17 protein-coding genes and 2 pseudogenes are annotated in these 18726 nt (G+C 59.5%); 10 read left to right on the top strand and 9 right to left on the bottom strand.

Annotation, left to right across the window (positions count from 1 at the left end; genetic code table 11):
* The first annotated feature begins 85 nt into the window (after positions 1 to 85).
* Entirely contained in the window at positions 86 to 463 is a 378-nt protein-coding gene (locus tag MRBLMR1_RS03900; protein WP_500063690.1) for an SRPBCC domain-containing protein, read from the top strand.
* A 68-nt stretch (positions 464 to 531) separates the two neighbouring features.
* Here the strand turns inward: MRBLMR1_RS03900 and MRBLMR1_RS03905 are convergent, their stop codons facing one another.
* Positions 532 to 2073: a cation:proton antiporter domain-containing protein gene (locus tag MRBLMR1_RS03905; protein WP_148145681.1), complete on the bottom strand. Its 1542-nt coding sequence runs from the start codon at positions 2071 to 2073 to the stop codon at positions 532 to 534.
* Positions 2074 to 2272: 199 nt separating this feature from the next.
* Here MRBLMR1_RS03905 and MRBLMR1_RS03910 point away from each other — a divergent pair, with 199 nt between their 5' ends.
* Both MRBLMR1_RS03910 and map read left to right on the top strand, forming a co-directional pair.
* Entirely contained in the window at positions 2273 to 3334 is a 1062-nt protein-coding gene (locus MRBLMR1_RS03910) for an LLM class flavin-dependent oxidoreductase (RefSeq protein WP_148145680.1), read from the top strand.
* 28 nt (positions 3335 to 3362) lie between these two features.
* A complete protein-coding gene (gene map / locus MRBLMR1_RS03915) occupies positions 3363 to 4118 on the top strand; it encodes a type I methionyl aminopeptidase (RefSeq protein WP_148145679.1) in 756 nt (251 codons plus the stop codon).
* Positions 4119 to 4165: 47 nt separating this feature from the next.
* Here map and MRBLMR1_RS03920 read toward each other — a convergent pair whose 3' ends face one another.
* Positions 4166 to 4384: a hypothetical protein gene (locus MRBLMR1_RS03920; protein WP_148145678.1), complete on the bottom strand. Its 219-nt coding sequence runs from the start codon at positions 4382 to 4384 to the stop codon at positions 4166 to 4168.
* A 195-nt stretch (positions 4385 to 4579) separates the two neighbouring features.
* Here MRBLMR1_RS03920 and MRBLMR1_RS03925 point away from each other — a divergent pair, with 195 nt between their 5' ends.
* Complete coding sequence (locus tag MRBLMR1_RS03925; RefSeq protein WP_500063693.1) at positions 4580 to 5758, top strand: YbfB/YjiJ family MFS transporter; 1179 nt, start codon at positions 4580 to 4582, stop codon at positions 5756 to 5758.
* Positions 5759 to 5881: 123 nt separating this feature from the next.
* Positions 5882 to 7153: a peptide antibiotic transporter SbmA gene (sbmA, locus tag MRBLMR1_RS03930; protein WP_148145676.1), complete on the top strand. Its 1272-nt coding sequence runs from the start codon at positions 5882 to 5884 to the stop codon at positions 7151 to 7153.
* Between the two features lie 437 nt (positions 7154 to 7590).
* Here sbmA and MRBLMR1_RS03935 read toward each other — a convergent pair whose 3' ends face one another.
* The 3 genes from MRBLMR1_RS03935 to MRBLMR1_RS03945 all read right to left on the bottom strand — a co-directional run bounded on the left by MRBLMR1_RS03935 (position 7591) and on the right by MRBLMR1_RS03945 (position 9848).
* Positions 7591 to 7950 (bottom strand): VanZ family protein, encoded by a 360-nt coding sequence (locus tag MRBLMR1_RS03935; protein WP_148145675.1) that lies wholly within the window; start codon positions 7948 to 7950, stop codon positions 7591 to 7593.
* 127 nt (positions 7951 to 8077) lie between these two features.
* Positions 8078 to 9082 (bottom strand): polysaccharide deacetylase family protein, encoded by a 1005-nt coding sequence (locus tag MRBLMR1_RS03940; protein WP_148145674.1) that lies wholly within the window; start codon positions 9080 to 9082, stop codon positions 8078 to 8080.
* Between the two features lie 115 nt (positions 9083 to 9197).
* Positions 9198 to 9848: a hypothetical protein gene (locus MRBLMR1_RS03945; protein ID WP_500063696.1), complete on the bottom strand. Its 651-nt coding sequence runs from the start codon at positions 9846 to 9848 to the stop codon at positions 9198 to 9200.
* A 371-nt stretch (positions 9849 to 10219) separates the two neighbouring features.
* On the opposite strand from MRBLMR1_RS03945, the gene MRBLMR1_RS03950 reads away from it, so the two are divergent.
* Positions 10220 to 10891 (top strand): tetratricopeptide repeat protein, encoded by a 672-nt coding sequence (locus tag MRBLMR1_RS03950; protein WP_148145672.1) that lies wholly within the window; start codon positions 10220 to 10222, stop codon positions 10889 to 10891.
* Between the two features lie 33 nt (positions 10892 to 10924).
* Positions 10925 to 12352: a ribosome biogenesis GTPase Der gene (gene der / locus MRBLMR1_RS03955; RefSeq protein WP_148145671.1), complete on the top strand. Its 1428-nt coding sequence runs from the start codon at positions 10925 to 10927 to the stop codon at positions 12350 to 12352.
* 59 nt (positions 12353 to 12411) lie between these two features.
* Here der and MRBLMR1_RS03960 read toward each other — a convergent pair whose 3' ends face one another.
* Positions 12412 to 12681 carry a hypothetical protein gene (locus tag MRBLMR1_RS03960; RefSeq protein ID WP_148145670.1) on the bottom strand — a complete coding sequence of 90 codons (270 nt, stop codon included), beginning with the start codon at positions 12679 to 12681 and terminating at the stop codon, positions 12412 to 12414.
* Positions 12678 to 13306, bottom strand: a pseudogene (locus MRBLMR1_RS03965) (glycosyltransferase); the annotation flags it as partial. The gene MRBLMR1_RS03960 and the pseudogene MRBLMR1_RS03965, both read right to left, overlap by 4 nt.
* A gap of 19 nt (positions 13307 to 13325) precedes the next feature.
* Between MRBLMR1_RS03965 and MRBLMR1_RS03970 the strand changes: the two are divergent.
* A pseudogene (locus tag MRBLMR1_RS03970) lies at positions 13326 to 13559 on the top strand (glycosyltransferase); the annotation flags it as partial.
* Positions 13560 to 13933: 374 nt separating this feature from the next.
* Complete coding sequence (locus MRBLMR1_RS03975; RefSeq protein ID WP_500063699.1) at positions 13934 to 14497, top strand: dual specificity protein phosphatase family protein; 564 nt, start codon at positions 13934 to 13936, stop codon at positions 14495 to 14497.
* A 27-nt stretch (positions 14498 to 14524) separates the two neighbouring features.
* On the opposite strand, the gene MRBLMR1_RS03980 is transcribed toward MRBLMR1_RS03975, so the two are convergent.
* The gene (locus tag MRBLMR1_RS03980) at positions 14525 to 15439 is read right to left on the bottom strand and encodes a sugar kinase (RefSeq protein ID WP_148145668.1); all 915 of its coding nucleotides are present in this window, start codon (positions 15437 to 15439) and stop codon (positions 14525 to 14527) included.
* A 146-nt stretch (positions 15440 to 15585) separates the two neighbouring features.
* Between MRBLMR1_RS03980 and bglA the strand changes: the two genes are divergently transcribed.
* Positions 15586 to 17244 carry a beta-galactosidase BglA gene (gene bglA, locus MRBLMR1_RS03985; RefSeq protein WP_148145667.1) on the top strand — a complete coding sequence of 553 codons (1659 nt, stop codon included), beginning with the start codon at positions 15586 to 15588 and terminating at the stop codon, positions 17242 to 17244.
* A 194-nt stretch (positions 17245 to 17438) separates the two neighbouring features.
* On the opposite strand, the gene MRBLMR1_RS03990 is transcribed toward bglA, so the two are convergent.
* Positions 17439 to 18680, bottom strand: coding sequence for a saccharopine dehydrogenase family protein (locus MRBLMR1_RS03990; RefSeq protein ID WP_148145666.1), 1242 nt, complete (start codon positions 18678 to 18680; stop codon positions 17439 to 17441).
* Between the last annotated feature and the right edge of the window lie 46 nt (positions 18681 to 18726).

Genomic DNA, 18726 nt, shown 5'->3' on the forward strand with positions numbered 1-18726 from the left:
CCGACCTGTCGGTTTCCTGTCTTCTCCTTCGTCCTAGGTTCACCATCCGATGCGATGAACAGGATTTCAGAAGGGAGACAGAACCATGACCGCCAGCTATGCGCTGCAGCTTACCCGCGAATTCGACGTATCCGCCGAAAAGCTCTTCAAGGTGTGGACGACGCCGGAGCGGTTCGGCGAGTGGTTCTGCCCGCTTCCCTGGAAAGTCACCGAAGCGCGCTCGGACCTTCGACCGGGCGGCGAAAGTTTCGTGCTGATGGAAGGTCCGAACGGCGAGAAAATCCCCAATCCGGGCGTCTATCTGGAGATTGTGCCGGGCCGCAAGCTGGTGTTCACCGATGCCTATACCGCGACTGCGGTTCACTGGAACGAAGAGGACATGAAGGCGCATCAGCAAATGGGCTTCGAAGAAGGCTGGGGGATCGTTGCTGATCAGATGGCTGAGGTGGCGAAAATGATCTGAGGAATTCGGAGTCGTTTCAAATGGATATCCCGGCAGGCTGATAAAATGATTCAGTCGCCGGGTTCGCCTCAGATTTCCTGGATCCGGCGATCCTCTTCCGGCAGGACGGAAAGCTCGCGCCAGTCGATCTCCTCGAGGAAGAGATTGTATTCGTCGACGGTGAGCTTGTTGTCCTCGCGCAATTGTTCGAGGACTTCGCGCTGGGCATTGATCGCATCGAGCGCCAGCCGGCGATAGGTGGCGAGCGCGGTCGCGCCTTCCGCATGCAGGTTGCCGTGCTTTTCCAGCTTGAAATTGTTGCGCAGCATCTCGGCTTCCGGGCCGGTGGCGGTTTCGAGCTTCATGAAACCGGCCCGGGCGATATGGGCGCGCAGTTTCGTCACCTCGCGCAGGCTGTCTGCCGTGCGGTCGAGGCCAAGCCATTTTATCAGCGGGATGAGTGTCAGTCCCTGCGCCACGAGCGTTGCAAGAACGACGGCGAAGGCGGCGAGTACGACCATGTCACGCTGGGGGAAGTCTGCCGGCAGGGCAAAGGCTGTGGCGAGCGTGACGAGGCCGCGCATGCCGCACCAGCCGGCAAGCACCGCCTGTTTCATGGTGGCCGGTTCGGGCCGGCCGGCGCGACGGGCGTAATAGGCGTGGATGCGGTTGAAGCCGATGCAGACGATCAGTCTGACGACGATGACGGTGACGACGACAAGACCGGCGAAGGTTATGGCATCGCCCAGATGGCCGGGCTCCATGTCGGACAGGATGGCGCGCGCCTGCATGCCCATCAGCAGGAAGGCCATGACGTTGAGCACGAAGACGGCGGCGCTCCAGACCGCATAGGACTGGACCCGCATGCGGGCCGACGAACGCGCCTCCGACATCTGTGCCAGCGTCATGCCGCAGGCGACGACGGCGAGAACGGCGGAGAGATGCAGCCGTGTCGCTATGATCCAGAGCAGAAAGGTCTGGGCAAATTGCATGACATTGCCGCCGAGCGTGCCGCTGACGGACCGAGTGAGGCGGCGGATCAGGCGGGCGGCGAGAATGCCGAAGATGATGCCGCCGGGGACCGCGAGCGCCAGATGCAGCCCGACTTCGGTATCGAGATGACCAGCCGACTGGATCGCCAGCGCCGCATCAAAGATCAGCAGGGCGGCGGCATCGTTGAACAGGCTTTCGCCGCGCAGGATCGTGTCGGTTTCGCGTGGAATGGACACGGCGGAGAGCATTGCTGTTGCCGCTGCCGCATCCGGCGGGGCGACGATCGCGCCGAGCACCACGGCCGCCGCAATCGGCAGGCCGGCAAAGGTGGAACCGACCCAGGCGACGGATGCGGCGGTAACGATGACGCCACCGATGGCGAAGGCGACAAGCGGCAGCCAGAAGCGCTTGGCCGTGCCGAGCGGGAAGTCGAAGGCTGCATCGAGAAGGGCGGGGGCAATGAACAAGGCGAGTGCGGTTGCCGGGTCGATGTTGATCACCGGCGTGCCCGGAATGAGCGCCACGGCCGCGCCCGCCAGCGCCAGCATCGAGGGATAAGGCATCCTCAGCCGCCGCGACACCTGCAGGAGCATGATCGCTACGAGGATCAGGACGAGAAGGCTTTCGAAGAAGCTCATGTCATCTCCCGACTGAGCGAACAGGGATCCGTTTGGAACTTGATGATTGTCAGTGATCTGTCAGCGGAACTTAGGCCAGCTATCGAATTTGTCGAACGGTAAGTTCGATTGTTTGCGGTTTGCGCTTGAGGCCGCGGGTCTCTATCTGAAGCATGGAAACATCCCAATTTATCCTTTTGTCCAGATGACAGGATCTTCCATGGAACTCGGGCTTCATACATTCGGCGATATGGACGCGGCCGCTCTCGACAAGGGTGTCGAGGGCGCAAGGCGGCTTAAAAATCTTCTTGAGGAGATCAAGCTTGCCGATGAGGTGGGGCTCGACGTCTTCGGGCTGGGTGAACATCACCGTTCCGATTACGTGATCTCTTCGCCTTCGACGGTGCTTGCTGCAGCGGCCGCGATCACCAGGAATATCCGGCTGACCAGTTCCGTCACGGTGCTGAGTTCCGACGATCCGGTTCGGGTATTCCAGCAGTTTTCGACCGTCGACCTGATTTCCGGCGGGCGCGCCGAGATCATGGCCGGGCGCGGGTCGTTCATCGAGTCCTTCCCGCTGTTTGGCTACGATCTGGGAGATTATGACGAACTCTTCACCGAAAAGCTGGATCTGCTGCTAAAACTTCGCGACGAGGAGATCGTCAGCTGGAAGGGACAGATGCGCGCGCCGATCAACAGGCACGGTGTCTATCCGCGGCCGTTGCAGGAGCAGTTACCGGTCTGGATCGCCGTTGGTGGCACACCGCAATCGGTGGTGCGTGCCGGTTCGCTCGGCCTGCCTCTGGCGATCGCGATCATCGGCGGGGAATATCCGCGCTTCAAGCCGTTTGCCGATCTCTATCGCGAAGCAGGCGAGAATGCCGGCCACGATCCGGCGAAGCTGAAGACGAGCATCAATGTCCACGGTTTCATTGCCGATACGACGCAGGCCGCGGCAGACCAGTTCTACGGTCCGCAGTCCGAGGTGATGAACCGGCTTGGCCGCGAACGGGGCTGGGGCCCGACGAGCCGGGCACATTTCGATCAGGCTCGCTCTGCGCTTGGCAATCTTTTCGTCGGCGAGCCGGAACTGGTGGCCGAAAAGATCATTGCCGCCCACAGCGTGTTCAAGATGGACCGGTTCCTGCTGCAGATGGCGATCGGGCTTATGCCGCACGACCAGATCATGCGCGGCATCGAGCTTTACGGCACGAAGGTGGCGCCGATCGTCAGAAAGGAATTGACCGGATCGGCTGAGCGGGCCACATCGCAGGCGAACTAAAAAGACGAAGACAAGGAAACGACCCGCAATGGTAATCTCCAGTGAAGATGAACTCGACAAGCTGAAAGCGATCGGCCGGCTCTGCGCCCAGGCGATGGAGACGATGGCGAAGTCACTGGAGCCTGGGATCACCACCAAGGAACTGGACGATATCGGCCGCAAGCTGCTTGAGGATAACGGCGCGCAATCGGCGCCCGAGACCTGCTACCAGTTTCCCGGTGCGACCTGCATCAGCGTCAACGAAGAGGTTGCGCATGGCATTCCGGGCGGCAGGGTGATCAAGGCAGGTGATCTCGTCAATATCGACGTTTCTGCCGTGAAGGACGGTTTCTTCGGCGATTGCGGCGCATCCTATGCGGTGCCGCCGGTTCGCCGCGAGATCGAAAAGCTTTGCCGCGACGGCAAGCGCGCGCTCTGGACCGGGTTGCAGCAGGTCAAGGCCGGCAACAAGATCGCAGGTATCGGCAATGCGATCGGCGCGTTTGCCAAGAAGAACCGCTATACGCTGATCACCAATCTTTCCAGCCACGGCATCGGCCTGACCCTGCATGACGAGCCGAAGGAAATTCCGACCTGGCCGGAAAAGAGCGAGCGCCGGATCATGGAGGAGGGCCTTGTCTTTACCGTCGAGCCGTTTCTTTCGCTCGGCGGCACATGGGCGGAAGATGGCGACAATGACGATCCGTGGACGCTCTACAGCGACCCGAACGCACCGACCGTGCAATACGAACACACGATCGTCGCGACCAAGAGCGGGCCGCTTATCCTGACATTGGCGAATTAAGGATTGTCATAAGCCGGTCGCGGCGAAAGCGGCGACCGGAAACGTTTTTAGCGAACGCAGGATTCGGCGCGATTGGCCGCCTCGATAGCGCAATAGAAGGCGCTCACACGCTCTTCGCCTAGAGTATCGATCGAGCGGCGCGCATGAATGCGAGCGGCACTTTCCATCAGTTGAGCGAATGCGGCATTGCCGATCAGGTCCGCCTTGCGCAGCTGCGCGATCAGCGGGTCCACCAGCACTTCCGATACGGTCAGGTCACGATCCATTTTGCGCCTCCCGTCTGTTGATTTGGCACGAAGCAGACAATGACGATCATTCGTGTCAACAACAAGACAAATGACCGCATGCGGCGCACCAATTCGTTACTGCACCTGCTTTTCGCGTAGAATCATTCAAAATATTCCGACAACGATGAATAATGCTGATTTGTGCGGCCTATGTTGCGCTGCCATAAGCATGCCATGGACACGACCGCTCGCTTGAACCTTCGTCTCGTCGGCCTTTCCGGCGCAATCGCCATGGCTGCGGCCATGGGCTTCGGCCGCTTCTTCTACACGCCGGTCCTGCCGGGCATGATTGCAGGCATTCCGATTTCGTCGGCCGATGCGGGTTATATCGCCGCGGGCAATTTTGCCGGATATCTGGCCGGCGCGATTTTGGCGGGGCAGGGCTGGGCGGCCGGGCGTGAAAGAATGATCGCTTTGTCCTCGCTGATGGCGACCGCGATCCTGCTGGCGGCGATGGCGCTCACCACCTCCGTGCCGGCATTCGTGGCGATTCGCTTCCTCGCAGGCCTGGCGAGCGCGCTGGCGATGATCCTGACCTCGTCTATCGTGCTTCCCTTTGCACGAAACTGCGGCAGCCGAGGGCATGTCGTGAATTTCCTGCATTTCGGCGGCGTGGGGGCGGGGATCGCGCTATCCTCGGCGCTGGCGCTGGTCGTCAATACATCGGCGGGTGATGCGGCGCATGGCTGGCGGATCAACTGGCTGGCGGGTGCCGCGATCACACTTGCGGCGGTGCTTGTCGTGCAATGGATGCTGCCGCGCCCGCATGGCATGACGGAGCGTCGGGTGGAGCCTGCGCTCAGATGGAAACTGCCGCTGGTGCTGCTGACGACATCCTATGGCCTGTTCGGCTTCGGTTATGTGATTACCGCGACATTCCTGGTGACGATCGCAAGGCAGGGGGATGCGGGGCCGGTGATCGAATTTCTCGCATGGTTCGTGACCGGCTGCGCGGCTGCCGTGTCACTTCTCGTCTGGCATCCGCTGGCAGTCCGTGCCGGGCTTGCCAGATCCTACACGGTGGCGATGACGGTGCTTGCTATCGGTGTTGTCTGTTCGGTTCTTCTGCCACCGACCGCCGGTGCGCTGTTTGGCGGATTGCTGCTCGGCGCAACCTTCATGGTGATTACCGCCTACGGGTTGCAGCTGGGCGGCAAGCTTGCGCCTGAAAGCCCGCGCCGGGCGCTTGCCGCAATGACGGCGGCTTTTGGCGTCGGGCAGATCGTCGGCCCGCTGGTGGCAGGCTGGGCTGCTGAGAAGAGCGGCAGTTTCGCGCTTCCGACGCTGATCGCGACGGGCGTGCTCATCGTCTGCGTCGTGCTGGCGGCAATCGTGGCGAAACGTATTCCTTGAGTAGGAACGTGGTTACAAATGCGTAACAAAGCGGTGCGGCCATTGCCGCATCCACGCGATTGCCATAATTTCGCGCCCTAACACCGCACCCCGCAGCTCCGAACTCAGGAAAGCACCCGCTCCGTGTTCCATTCCTTCTTTCCCCGCCCGAAATTTTTCTTCATTTCCGCGGTAGTTTTTGCTTTCGTGGCCATTCTCGCCTGGTATTTCATCTTTGAAGGTCTGGGGGCTTCCTTCGGCTACGTCATGCCGGAACAGGAGCCTTACGACCTCACCTATTTCCTGGTGCCGGCCAATCTGTTTTTCTACGCCTATATGGCGTCCTGCCTCGTGTTATTCGGTGCCGTCTGGACCCTGATCGCCAAAGATAATCCGTGGCGGTACTGGTCGATATGGGGATCGCTGCTGATCATCGCGGTCACGTATTTCGGTGTTCAAATTTCTGTCGTCATCAACAACTTCCGGCGTCCATTCGGTGATCTCCTGCAAAACGCGTTGTCAAAACAGCCAGGCATCACGGCTTGGGACTTTTACGAGTTGCAGATCATCTTCGCCAAGATCGCTTTCCTCAGCATGGGCGTTTCCATCCTGACCGACTTCTTTACCAGCCATTACATCTTCCGTTGGCGCACGGCGATGAACGACTTCTATATGTCGAAATGGGAAAAACTCAGGCATATCGAAGGTGCCTCGCAGCGTGTTCAGGAAGATACGATGCGCTTCTCGGCTACTCTGGAAGGCCTCGGCATCACGCTGATCAACTCGGTTATGACGCTTGTCGTCTTCCTGCCGATTCTGTTTGGCTTGTCGAGCTACGTCTCCGAACTGCCGATCATCGGCGAGGTGCCGCATGCCCTGTTCTGGCTGGCTATCATCTGGTCTGTTTTCGGTACCGTTCTATTGGCGACCGTCGGCATCAAGCTGCCGGGGCTCAACTTTCGCAATCAGCGCGTCGAGGCCGCCTATCGTAAGGAGCTGGTCTATGGCGAAGATCATGCGGATCGCGCCCAGCCGCTGACGGTGAAAGAGCTCTATGGCAATGTGCGGAAGAACTATTTCCGCATGTACTGGCATTACCTCTATTTCAACGTCGCTCGTTATTTCTACATTCAGGCGGACGCCGTCTTCCTGCTCCTGATGCTGGTTCCGACGATCGTTGCGGGCAAGATCACCTACGGTATCTACCAGCAGATCGCCACGGCCTTCGGCCAGGTGACGAATTCGTTCCAGTATCTGGTCAATTCCTGGACGACGATCATCGAGCTGCTTTCGATCCACAAGCGCCTGAAGGCATTCGAGGCTGCGATCGACGGTGGTCCGCTGCCGGATATCGACCAGCGTTATCTTCAGCGCGAAGCCGAAGGTGGCGAGATGGCGGCGAACAAGCCGACCTGATCCAAGTCGGAGAGACCACGCAGTTTTGGCCGCGCCGGATTTGTCGATCCGGCGCGGTTCTGCGTTTTGAGGGGATCGCGCGGCCGCATCATGGGGGGATGGCCGGTGCGATCTGACCCTTTCGGGAATGAGGCAGGCGGATATTCGATTGCATTTTGTGGTTCAGGTTTTGCCTGCCCCGACCGCTTCGGATGAATTATGGAGGACTTGTCAGGCTCTCCGCTCACACCGTCTGCGACCATCACCGGAACCTGGCTCTTCGAACCCGTTGAGGAGGCCGGTTCGCGTAGCCGGTTTCCCATCCGATGACGCGCCGATTATCGCGCGGGTTTGGGGGGGCGGGGACGGGGCGGGGATGAAAAATATGTAAGTTGTTGAAATCTGGAATGCCGGAACGCCTGATTGCGGCATTTGTCCACGATTGGGTAGAAGATCGGTCAGGCCGCGACGGGGGCGCGAAAACGGGCGATCATGCGGTTGAACGCCCAGCCCATCAGGCAGCCGATAGCAGCGCCTGCGGCCTTGACCACTGCATCGTCGAGATGGGCATGCCGGGTCGGCGACAGGTATTGCAGCAATTCGATGCCTCCGGCGCCGAGGATGACGAGGATGCCGCAAAGCAGCCATTGCCGCGGGTAGGCCAGCATGAAAAGCAGCGCCATGGCGGCAAATGCACCAGCGCGATCGATGTCCACCGAGGCGAAATCCTGCGGGCGCAGGCGTATCGGCGAGACCGTTGCAAAGATGATGGCCGCGAGCGCCAGCCATGGCAGAAGCTTGATCAGGCGTGACGTCATCAATCGTGTCATGAAATTGTAATACCGTGCGCAGGAGATGGTCGGAAGCGGCGTAAGCTACCGAGACTAGGGACAAGAGATAAATATCGCGTGAGCGGCAATTTTGCGGCAGTGCAGCAAATAGCGATTATCCGGCGGAATTGCTGGCGTTTGCCGGTGACGAATGGCGCTCACCCAGCATACGGATCGCTTCCGTATAGCTGACGCAGGCGACATCGGCCTTGTTGCAGACTTCCGAGGCGAGCCGTTCCATCGCCCGCCAATAGGCGCCGGCATTCATCTCGACGAAATGCAGGCCGATCTGCATGGGAATGCGATCTCCGTCATACTGCTTGTCGAATGCGGCGCGGAAGGCGGAATAGGCACGTTCCTCGAATTCCGCCGAGCGGCTGGGATTGTCGATGCCGGCCGAGTGGCGGACGAAGAGATTGTAGTCCATGGCGATGATCGGCCGCTGTTGCGGACCTTCGGGGATCAGCGGCAGGCCGAAGCGGATAAGGTCGCCTTTGGTCTCCGGCATCATTGGTCCCTTGGTGACGAGGCTTGCGTCATACTGGAAGCCCGTCTTCTTCTCAGCCTCCGTCATGCCGGCGCTGGTGGAGAAATAGGGCGCGCGGAAACCGCGAATGTCGTTGTCGATGAACTCGCGCCAGCCCTGCGGCTCGTCGGACGATGCGCCGATCGCCTTCCAGGCATTGGTCATCACATCGTGAAAGCTCGCCATTTCCTGCCGCCATTCGGCCTCGGACCAGTCCTTGCCGTCGAAATGGCCGCAGGTATGGCTCGATATGTCGTGGCCTTCCTGATGCGCCTGCCAGATATGGCCGAGACGTTCCTTGGCCTCGGGAATATCTTGGGCAAAACCGATATTGGAGCGGCCGGCTTTTTTGTCCGGCCCCTGATACCGGGCCTTGTCGGCGCGTGGGATGACCAGTGTGCAGGAAAGAAAATAGGTGAAATGGGCGTTGTTGTTGCGGGCAAAATCGCGGCTACGCTGCCAAAGGGCATTCGAGCCCGCACCGTCAAAGGAGATCATCAGCAACTGCTTTGGCCTTTGCCCCACATCTTGCGCCATTGCACCTGTCGATAAGGTGAGTGCGGCAAGCAGGGTGGCCAAGGGTCGAAGACGCATCACTATTTCCTGATTCTACGAATGAACTGGCAATATCCGAGTGCTCTTGACCAGCGAATAAGGCGAAGCTTTGATTGCCTACACAGTGGATGCCGCTTATCTGCAATCGACGGCATCAGAACCGCAGCCGAAGCCCTATCGTCAAATACTGGACGCCACCATCTGCATCGCTGACCAAACCATAGCCACCGGACCGATGATGGAAGCGGATGACAAGCTCTCTCGACTTGTTCTCAGGTAATGCGAAGGTGATTTCCGGGGCGAGATAATGCAGCAGCCGGTCGCCGCGATCATTGCCTGCGCGGGCCTTTTCCTCCTGCGAAATACCGCTGGCGTAGTTGAGGCCGGTGGAGGCAGCTATGGTCGTGTAGATGTAATCATTCCAGGGGAAATCGCTGTAGCGGAGAAACAGGGCCGCCCACACTTCGGATTCGTGCATGCTGCCAAACCGCTTGCCGACACCGAGTTCGGTTTCGATCGCAAAACGTTCCCGCCAGAAGCTCGCGACCGTACGGGATGCGGACAGGCCGATGAAACCGCTGTCGCCGTAATCCCAGTTGAAAGGGGAGAGATCACCTCGGAGAAAGATGTCCTCCATGGGTGTTTCGACAAACTTGCCCCCGAAAACCATAACGGCACACTTATCGTCACAGGGGCCGGTGATGCCGTACCACTGCCAATCTAACCAATCGCCGGCCTCTGCAGATAGTGGACACATAAACATAGCCAGTGTGGCAAAAGCCAGAGCTGCGTAAACTCTTTGCATCGAGCCGACCTCCCGAGTCTCCTCTGAGCGATCGCAATGACGAGATGCAGTCTGTCGGCACGAAGGCGGCAATAAGAGCTAAACACTGGCCGTCATGTCCAGAGATGCATGTCATTGCGCGAAATTTCGCCTTCGAAAGCATACGCTAATTGATTGTGGCGGCAAGGGGCAGAGTAACGCGTCCGTGATCGGTGGGTTTCGAGCTTTATCAGTGCGTTGCTTCAATAAGCTTCCTCGTTTTGCATGGGGGGCCTTACATCCTAAGGAAAATAGGCTAGAAGGCGCTTTCCCGACCAATTGTTTGCCTCAGGCGGAGCTTTGGCCGGACGACCGACCCAGGATTGGCCCCTTGACGCGGGCCGGAGACTTCGATGGCGCATAACGACGACAGTTTTTTCCGTGAAGTGAACGAAGAGCTTCGCTCAGACCAGCTGAAGAACGCCTGGAGGCGTTACGGCCGGATCGCGATTGGTGTCGCGGTGGCGATCGTCATCGGTACGGCCGCCTGGCGCGGTTATGAATATTGGGACAACCATGCCTCTTCGCAGTCTGGCGACCGCTTCATCGCGGCTCTGACGCTTGCTTCGGAAGGCAAGAACGACGAGGCGCTTTCAGCCCTCGCTGCAATCGAGAAGGATGGCACGGGCGCCTATCCGGTACTCGCAAAGATGCGCGCAGCTTCCGTGCAGCAGGCCAAGGGTGATGCGGCTGCTGCCGTCGAGATCTACCGCCAAGTTGGAAACGACAATGCAGCGCCACAGGCTGTCCGCGATCTCGCCAAGATGCGCGCCGCCTTCATTCTGGTCGATACCGGCACTTACGAGCAGGTTGCGGCCGAAGCGGAAATCCTTTCGGCGCAGGGCCATGTTCTGGCCAATTCCGCACGCGAAGCGCTCGGCCTTTCCGCCTACAAGGCCGGAAACATGCCGCAGGCCAAGCAGTGGTTCCAGCAAATCGTAAACGATGCGGGCGCGCCTCGCAATGTTGTCAACCGCGCGCAAATCATGCTCGACAATATCGCCGCCACCGGCAAGGCGCCCTAATTCCGTTGCGGATAAGGGCTTGAGGAAAACACTATGAGCTTCACCGTCGCCATCGTCGGACGTCCGAATGTCGGCAAGTCCACGCTTTTCAACCGTCTGGTTGGCAAGAAGCTGGCGCTTGTCGATGACACGCCGGGTGTTACCCGCGACCGTCGTCCGGGCGATGCGAAGCTCGTTGACCTGCGTTTCACCATCATCGATACGGCCGGTCTGGAAGAGGCCGGTGCCGATACGCTCGAAGGCCGTATGCGCGCCCAGACGGAAGCCGCGATCGACGAGGCGGATCTGACGCTGTTCGTCGTCGATGCCAAGTCCGGACTGACACCGCTCGACAAGACTTTCGGCGAGCTTTTGCGCCGCTCCGGCAAGCCGGTCGTGCTGGTTGCCAACAAGTCCGAAGCCAAGGGATCGGATGGCGGCTTCTACGATGCCTTCACGCTGGGCCTTGGCGAGCCGGTTCCGATTTCCGCCGAACACGGCCAGGGCATGATCGACCTGCGCGACGCAATCGTCGAGGCGATCGGCCGGGAAAGAGCGTTCCCGGAAGACGGTGACGGCGACGAGGCGATCACGGATGTCGACGTCAGGGATTCCGTTCTCGGCGACGAGGCTGACGATGATGCCGAATATGACGAGACCAAGCCGCTGCGCGTCGCCATTATCGGCCGCCCGAATGCCGGAAAGTCGACGCTGATCAACCGGTTCCTCGGCGAAGACCGGCTTCTGACCGGGCCGGAAGCGGGGATTACCCGCGATTCGATCTCGGTCGAATGGGACTGGCGCGGTCGCACGATCAAGATGTTCGATACCGCCGGGATGCGTCGCAAGGCGCGGGTGACTGAAAAACTCGAAAAGCTCTCGGTCGCGGATTCGCTTCGGTCGATCCGCTTTGCCGAAACCGTCGTCATCGTCTTCGATGCGACGATCCCGTTCGAGAAGCAGGATCTGCAGCTGGCCGACCTCGTGTTGCGTGAAGGTCGCGCTGCCGTGCTCGCCTTCAACAAGTGGGACCTGATCGAAGATCCGCAGGCGGTTCTGGCCGAGTTGCGCGAAAAGACCGAACGGCTCTTGCCGCAGGCGCGCGGCCTACGTGCTGTGCCGATTTCCGGCCAGACGGGCTATGGCCTCGACAAGCTGATGCAGGAAATCGTCGCCACCGACAAGGTTTGGAACAAGCGCATCTCGACGGCCAAGCTCAATAAATGGCTGGAAGGAACGCAGGTCCAGCATCCGCCACCGGCAGTGTCCGGCCGCCGTCTGAAGCTGAAATACATGACCCAGGTTAAGGCGCGCCCGCCGGCCTTCATGGTGTCCTGCACACGTCCAGATGCGTTGCCGGAAAGCTATATCCGCTACATGATCAACGGATTGCGCAATGATTTCCAGATGCCGGGCGTACCGATCCGCATCCATTTCAAGGCAGGTGACAACCCGTTCGAGAACCGCAGGAAGAAGCGCTAAGCTTCTTCACTGGCGGATCTGAACCGCTCCCGATATCGCTGAGGTCAACCATCAGGGCGTCAGCTTGCACTTTTTAGTAAATCGTGATGCACTGCATCTCTGGCTTGTGCGGTTGGAGGACCTGCAAGCCGGATTTCGATCGGGCTGCCTTGCAGCGCCGATTCATGATCGGGAGGGTCATCATGATTGCAGTGGGTCTCGTCGCGGCTATCTGTCTTGGTGTCGGCAGTGTTTTCTATTTTCGCCAGCGTGACGGGAATGGCGGCTGAACCGCTGTAATCCTGAAACTCGTTGAAGTGCCTATCGCATCTGCGATGATGGCAGTTCATTCCGCTGCGGGCAACGCACGGTTGGCCTGGGCTTTGAGGACATTGCCGAGAAACTGTTTCGAGGCCGCTTCCCAGGTGTAGCTGCGGGCAAGCCGGCTTGCGTCCTCGCGACGGCAACCGAGTGCTCTCAGGCATGCGGCCTTGAGATCGTCATCCAGCGCACCTGCGCCGGAACCTTGCTCGATAATGTCGACCGGTCCCATGACCGGATAGGCTGCGACGGGAACGCCGCTCGCCAGCGCTTCGAGAATGGTGTTGCCAAACGTATCGGTCCTGGACGGGAAAACGAACACGTCCGCCTGGGCATAGGCGCGGGCGAGATCCTCACCGGTCTTCATGCCGGTAAAGAAAGGACGTTCGGATAACGTTTCTTCAGTTCAGCCAGGGCTGGGCCATCACCGACCACGACCTTCGAGCCGGGCAGGTCGAGATCGAGGAAGGCGGGAAGGTTTTTCTCGACCGCAACGCGGCCGACGGTCAGGAAAATAGGGCGAGGGAGGTCGAAGGGACGTTCCTCGAGGTTCATCGGGTGAAACGTGGTCTGGTCGATGCCACGGCTCCAGCGCAGGAGATTGCGGATGCCTATCCTCGAAAGTTCACGCTCGAGGCTTGCGGTCGCGACCCGCATGGGCGTAGAGGTGGTCATGGTCACGCCGAAGGATTTTCACAATATCCCCTGCCCCACCTATCCAGAAATCCGGCTTTCGGTCACCACCTTTGCGCAGGTCGCTGGCGCAATCGAAAAGACCCTGCCGACCGCCGTGCATATCGCGACCGAGGGGCCGCTCGGACTGATGGCCCGCCGCTGGTGCCTGAAGAATGGCATGCCCTTTTCGACCAGCTACCACACCCGCTTTCCCGAATATGTGGCAGCCCGCTTTCCGGTTCCGATCCGCTGGATGCAGGCTTTTGTCCGCTGGTTCCACAATGCAGTTCGCGGTTGGTGTTCTCGATCGAGCGGACGACGCCGTTTACCTGTGGGTACCACGCATCTGTCACGATGGTAATTCTGGTCATGCGTGGCCCAAAGCCTCGTTGCCGATCTGGTGGTCGCTTCCTTGGCGACTCGCGCGAAAGGATGCGGTTACAGCCCTCTATCGGCAAAGTTCATGACAGGCGGATGAAGCATGCCCTGAAGGTCGTTGCATGGCGCTCCTCATCGCCTTCTCATCTGGTTAAACGACACGCACCGTCATTTCGTGTTTGCAGTGCGGCAGGTGAAGTCTTATCTCAGCGGCATATGATGTTGTGAGTGACTTTAGTGACCCTGCGTTTGATCAAGATTGCCGCTGCCGTTCTTATCGCCCCGATTGCCGCTATCGGCATCCATATGGGCGTCAACCAGATGATCGGTAATTTCCATGAAGTCATTCCGGGCGAGCTTTACCGCTCAGGCCAGCCGGGTGACGCGCAGATTGATAAAGCGGTGACGCGATACGGCGTCAAGACGATCATAAACCTGCGCAATGAGCGCCGCGGGGATTGGTATGAGGAAGAGAAGGCGTCGGCCGAAGAGAACGGCGTAACGCTGATCGATTTTCCGCTAAGCTCCGGAAGATTCGTGCCGGTCGAGCAGAGCGAACGGCTGGCCGAAATCATGAGGACGGCAGAAAAGCCGATCCTGATACACTGCGAACATGGCGCCAACCGCACCGGGCTTGCATCGGCGATCTATGTCGGTGCGGTTGCCAAGCGTAGCGAGCTTTTCTCCGAACTGCAGCTTTCACCCTATTACGGGCATATTCCGATCCGTGGCATCGGCCGTTATGCGATGTACCAGTCCTGGGACGAGTTCGAAGAGACGATCGGCTTCTGACCGTCTCTTCTCTTCTAATGTTCTTTGTTACTTCGGCAGCAGGTCAGGGCTGATCAGTGCGCCGTGATGGCAGATGACGGTGGATGCGACAGCGGCACCGTAAGCGGCTGCTTCTGACGGCGTGCCGCCCTTGGCGAGACTGGCCAGAAAACCGCCGTTGAAGCTGTCGCCGGCGCTTGTCGTGTCGACGACCTTGTCGACCTTGACCGACGGGACGTGGTCGACGGGCGTGGAACCGAATGCCAGCGTAACACCACCTGGGCCATCTTTGACCACGACGTTCTCGACACCCAGTGCCTTGTAGCGGGCAATCGTTGCGGCCACATCCTTGTCGCCGAAATGAACGGCTTCATCGTCGAAGCTCGGCAATACGAGCGTCGAGGCGCGGGCGCCGTCTTCGATCGTCTTCAGCATATAGTTCTTGTTTGGCCACAGGCGCGGGCGAATGTTCGGGTCGAAGACGACCGTCTTGCCGGATGCCTTGGCACGGCGGGCTTCTGCGAGAAGCGTATCTACTGCTTCCGCTGCCAGAATGCCAAGCGTGATGCCGGAGAAATAGATGATCTGAGCACTCTCCATCGCGGCACGCAGGTGATCGGCGTCGTCGGCCAGCTTCTTTGCTGCAGCCGTGTCGCGCCAGTAGCTGAAGGTGCGCTCTCCGTCCTTCAATGTGATGAGGTAGAGACCGGGCGTCTTGCCGGCAATGCGCAGGATCTGGCTGGTGCCGATACCGGCGCCGTCCATCATGGCGAGCATTTCATTCGACATCGGATCATCGCCGACTGCGGTGAAATAGTCGATCGACCAGTCTGAAGGGAAGCAGGCGCGGGCATACCAGGCCGTGTTCAACGTATCGCCGGCAAAGCCCTTACGCAGCAGGCCTTCACCCGCCTGCGACAGTTCCACCATGCATTCGCCAATAGAAAGAAGTCTGCCTGCCAAAATATCGTCCCTCCGGTAAAGTCCTGTGGTCGCATAAGCTTTCGCACCGTGTCTGACAAGTCCGTGCGGGGGGCTCAATACGCGTTGTCTTTTGTCGCAGGGGCTCTAGGTTGGGGCTGGAACATCGCATAAGGGAGCATGATCGTATGGCGACGGAAGTGCAGAAGAAAGCCGTAGGCGCAGGCACGGACTGGTGGCGCGGGGCGGTGATCTACCAGATCTATCCGCGTTCATTCCAGGACACGACCGGCGACGGACTGGGCGATATCAAGGGCATTACCCGGCGTCTGGCCCATGTCGCCTCGCTCGGCGTCGATGCAATCTGGCTGTCGCCCTTCTTCACCTCGCCGATGGCCGATATGGGCTATGACGTTTCCGATTATTGCAATGTCGACCCGATGTTCGGCACGCTTGCCGATTTCGACGAGATGATGGACGAGGCGCACCGGCTGGGCCTCAAGGTCATCATCGACCAGGTAATCTCCCACACATCCGACCGGCATCCGTGGTTCATCGAAAGCCGCACCAGTCGCACCAATCCCAAAGCCGACTGGTTCGTCTGGGCCGACCCGAAGCCGGATGGGACCGCGCCGACCAACTGGCTCTCCATCTTCGGCGGGCCGGGCTGGGAATGGGATGGGGTGCGCAAGCAATATTACATGCATAATTTCCTGATTTCGCAGCCGGATCTCAACTTCCACAATCCCGAAGTTCAGGACGCGCTGCTGGATACGGTGAAATTCTGGCTCGATCGTCGGGTGGACGGGTTCCGGCTCGATACGGTGAACTATTATTTCCACGACAAGCAACTGCGGAACAACCCGCCGATGGTCTATGACACCGATGGCGCGGGCATGGAGACCGATACCAATCCGTATTCGATGCAGAACCATCTCTACGACAAGACGCAGCCGGAAAATATCGCTTTCCTGAAGCGGCTTCGGGCATTGCTCGATACCTATGATGACCGGATGACCGTGGGTGAGGTGGGTGATGGACCGCGCTCGCTGAAAACCCTTGCGGAATATACGACCGGCAGCGACAAGCTGCATATGTGCTACACGTTCGACTTTCTGGGCCCTGCCTTCGATGCGGGTTACATCCGCAAGATCATGACGACGGTGGCGGACACGGTGAGCGAAGGCTGGGTCTGCTGGGCTTTTTCCAATCACGATGTCATCCGTCACGTCACCCGTTTCATCGAGACGTCTGAGGAACAGGATCGGGTCGCCAAGCTGTCGATCAGCCTGATTTCGGTCTTGCGCGGTTCGATCTGCCTATATCAGGGCGAGGAACTGGGGCTGACCGAAGCGGAGCTTGCCTTCGAGGATCTGCGCGATCCCTATGGCATCCGCTTCTGGCCGGCCTTCAAGGGCCGCGACGGATGCCGTACGCCGATGGTGTGGGAGGCAAAGGCTCCTCATGCGGGCTTTACCGAGGGTTCCACGACATGGTTGCCGGTGCCGAATGAGCATGCCGCCCGCGCGGTCGATGTGCAGGAGAGGCTGGCGACATCCGTGCTCGCTCACTATCGGGCGACGCTCGCCTTCCGCAAGGCGCATGCCTCGCTCGTCGATGGCGACATGGCATTCATCGAGACCAACCAGAATCTGCTGGCCTTCACACGGGAGAAGGACGGGGAGCGGCTGCTGTTCGTGTTCAACCTGACGCGAGAGAAGCAGAAGTTCACGCTGCCTGAGCGGTTCGCTTTTGTGACGCCACTGGACATGCCGGGGTTCGTCTCGCGGCTGGAGAATGATGCGGTGGTGCTGGATGCGGTTGATGTGTTTTGTGCGCGGGTGTGAAGGCTAACTTGGAAGGCGCGCCAGTTTGCCCCGCTCGTCATCCTCGGGCTTGTCCCGAGGATCTGAGCACATCGCCAGAACCGAAACGGCAGTAGATCCTCGGGACAAGCCCGAGGATGACGACCTATCAAATGGAAAGGCCCGCGAGCGATCGCGGGCCTTTGTTATTCTATCATTCAGGCAATCGCCGCATCTCAGTCGAAATGCAGTTCGCGCTCGCCCTGTTCGTCGCGGATGCAGGTCTGCAGGCCGATCTTGTTCAAGATGTTGAGGAACGGGCGCGGCGCCAGTTCTTCGACATTGGCCATCTTCTTCACATCCCATTCGCCGGTGGCGACTAGCATTGCTGCTGCGACCGGGGGAACGCCGGCGGTGTAGGAAATGCCCTGGGAGCCCACTTCGTTGAAGGCTTCCTTGTGGTCGGCGACGTTGTAGATAAACACCGTGCGTTCCTTGCCGTCCTTGATGCCCTTGACGAAGTCACCGATGCAGGTCTTGCCTTCGTATTCCGGCGCGAGCGAGGACGGGTCGGGCAGGCAGGCTTTTACGACCTTGAGCGGCACGACTTCATCGCCGTTCGCCAGCTTCACCGGCTGCTCGGAGAGAAGGCCGATGTTCTTCAGGACGGTGAAGACGTTGATGTAGTGATCACCAAAGCCCATCCAGAAGCGCACGTCGGCGCCGTCCATGTTCTTGGCCAGCGAATGGACTTCGTCATGGCCGCAGAGATAGGCGCGGCGGGTGCCGACGACCGGCAGGTCGTAGTCCTTGCCGATTTCGAACATCTTGTTGACGTTCCATTCGCCGCCCTGCCAAGAATAAACGACGCCCGTGAATTCGCGGAAGTTGATTTCCGGGTCGAAGTTGGTGGCGAAATACTTGCCGTGGCTGCCGGCATTGATGTCGACGATGTCGACGTCGGTGACGGTGTCAAGGTACTCGTCCTTGGCGAGACGCGCATAGGCGTTGACGACGCCCGGATCGAAACCGGCGCCGAGGATGGCGGTGATGCCCTTTTCCTCGCATTCGGCGGCGCGCTTCCACTCGTAGTTACCGTACCACGGCGGGGTCTCGCAGATTTTGTTCGGCTCTTCGTGGATGGCGGTGTCGATATAGGCGACGCCGGTATCCATGCAGGCGCGCAGCACCGACATGTTCAAGAAAGCGGTGCCGACGTTGATGACGATCTGGCTGCCGGTCTTGGTGATCAAGGCCTTGGTGGCTTCGATGTCGAGCGCGTCGAGCGCGTGACCTTCGAGCACGCCTTCCTGCTTCATCGCCTTCTTTTCGTGAACCGAAGCGATGATGGCGTCGCACTTGGACTTGGTGCGCGATGCGATATGGATATCACCGAGGACATCGTTGTTCTGCGCACACTTGTGGGCAACGACCTGTGCGACGCCGCCGGCGCCGATGATGAGCACGTTCTTTTTCATTCTGGGGACCACTCCTTGCGTCCAATCGTCAGAAAGTCTTGTCCTG

Origin of the sequence: Neorhizobium sp. LMR1-1-1.1 (genome assembly GCF_040675795.1) — a bacterium.
GTDB classification, from domain to species: Bacteria; Pseudomonadota; Alphaproteobacteria; order Rhizobiales; family Rhizobiaceae; genus Neorhizobium; species Neorhizobium cellulosilyticum.

Excerpts from the sequence above, each read along its gene's own strand:
- MRBLMR1_RS03900 (WP_500063690.1), top strand. The coding sequence starts at position 86 with ATGACCGCCAGCTATGCGCTGCAGCTTACCCGCGAATTCGACGTATCC.
- MRBLMR1_RS03905 (WP_148145681.1), bottom strand. The coding sequence starts at position 2,073 with ATGAGCTTCTTCGAAAGCCTTCTCGTCCTGATCCTCGTAGCGATCATG.
- MRBLMR1_RS03910 (WP_148145680.1), top strand. The coding sequence starts at position 2,273 with ATGGAACTCGGGCTTCATACATTCGGCGATATGGACGCGGCCGCTCTC.
- map (WP_148145679.1), top strand. The coding sequence starts at position 3,363 with ATGGTAATCTCCAGTGAAGATGAACTCGACAAGCTGAAAGCGATCGGC.
- MRBLMR1_RS03920 (WP_148145678.1), bottom strand. The coding sequence starts at position 4,384 with ATGGATCGTGACCTGACCGTATCGGAAGTGCTGGTGGACCCGCTGATC.
- MRBLMR1_RS03925 (WP_500063693.1), top strand. The coding sequence starts at position 4,580 with ATGGACACGACCGCTCGCTTGAACCTTCGTCTCGTCGGCCTTTCCGGC.
- MRBLMR1_RS03935 (WP_148145675.1), bottom strand. The coding sequence starts at position 7,950 with ATGACGTCACGCCTGATCAAGCTTCTGCCATGGCTGGCGCTCGCGGCC.
- MRBLMR1_RS03940 (WP_148145674.1), bottom strand. The coding sequence starts at position 9,082 with ATGCGTCTTCGACCCTTGGCCACCCTGCTTGCCGCACTCACCTTATCG.
- MRBLMR1_RS03945 (WP_500063696.1), bottom strand. The coding sequence starts at position 9,848 with ATGCAAAGAGTTTACGCAGCTCTGGCTTTTGCCACACTGGCTATGTTT.
- MRBLMR1_RS03950 (WP_148145672.1), top strand. The coding sequence starts at position 10,220 with ATGGCGCATAACGACGACAGTTTTTTCCGTGAAGTGAACGAAGAGCTT.
- der (WP_148145671.1), top strand. The coding sequence starts at position 10,925 with ATGAGCTTCACCGTCGCCATCGTCGGACGTCCGAATGTCGGCAAGTCC.
- MRBLMR1_RS03960 (WP_148145670.1), bottom strand. The coding sequence starts at position 12,681 with ATGAACTGCCATCATCGCAGATGCGATAGGCACTTCAACGAGTTTCAG.
- bglA (WP_148145667.1), top strand. The coding sequence starts at position 15,586 with ATGGCGACGGAAGTGCAGAAGAAAGCCGTAGGCGCAGGCACGGACTGG.
- MRBLMR1_RS03990 (WP_148145666.1), bottom strand. The coding sequence starts at position 18,680 with ATGAAAAAGAACGTGCTCATCATCGGCGCCGGCGGCGTCGCACAGGTC.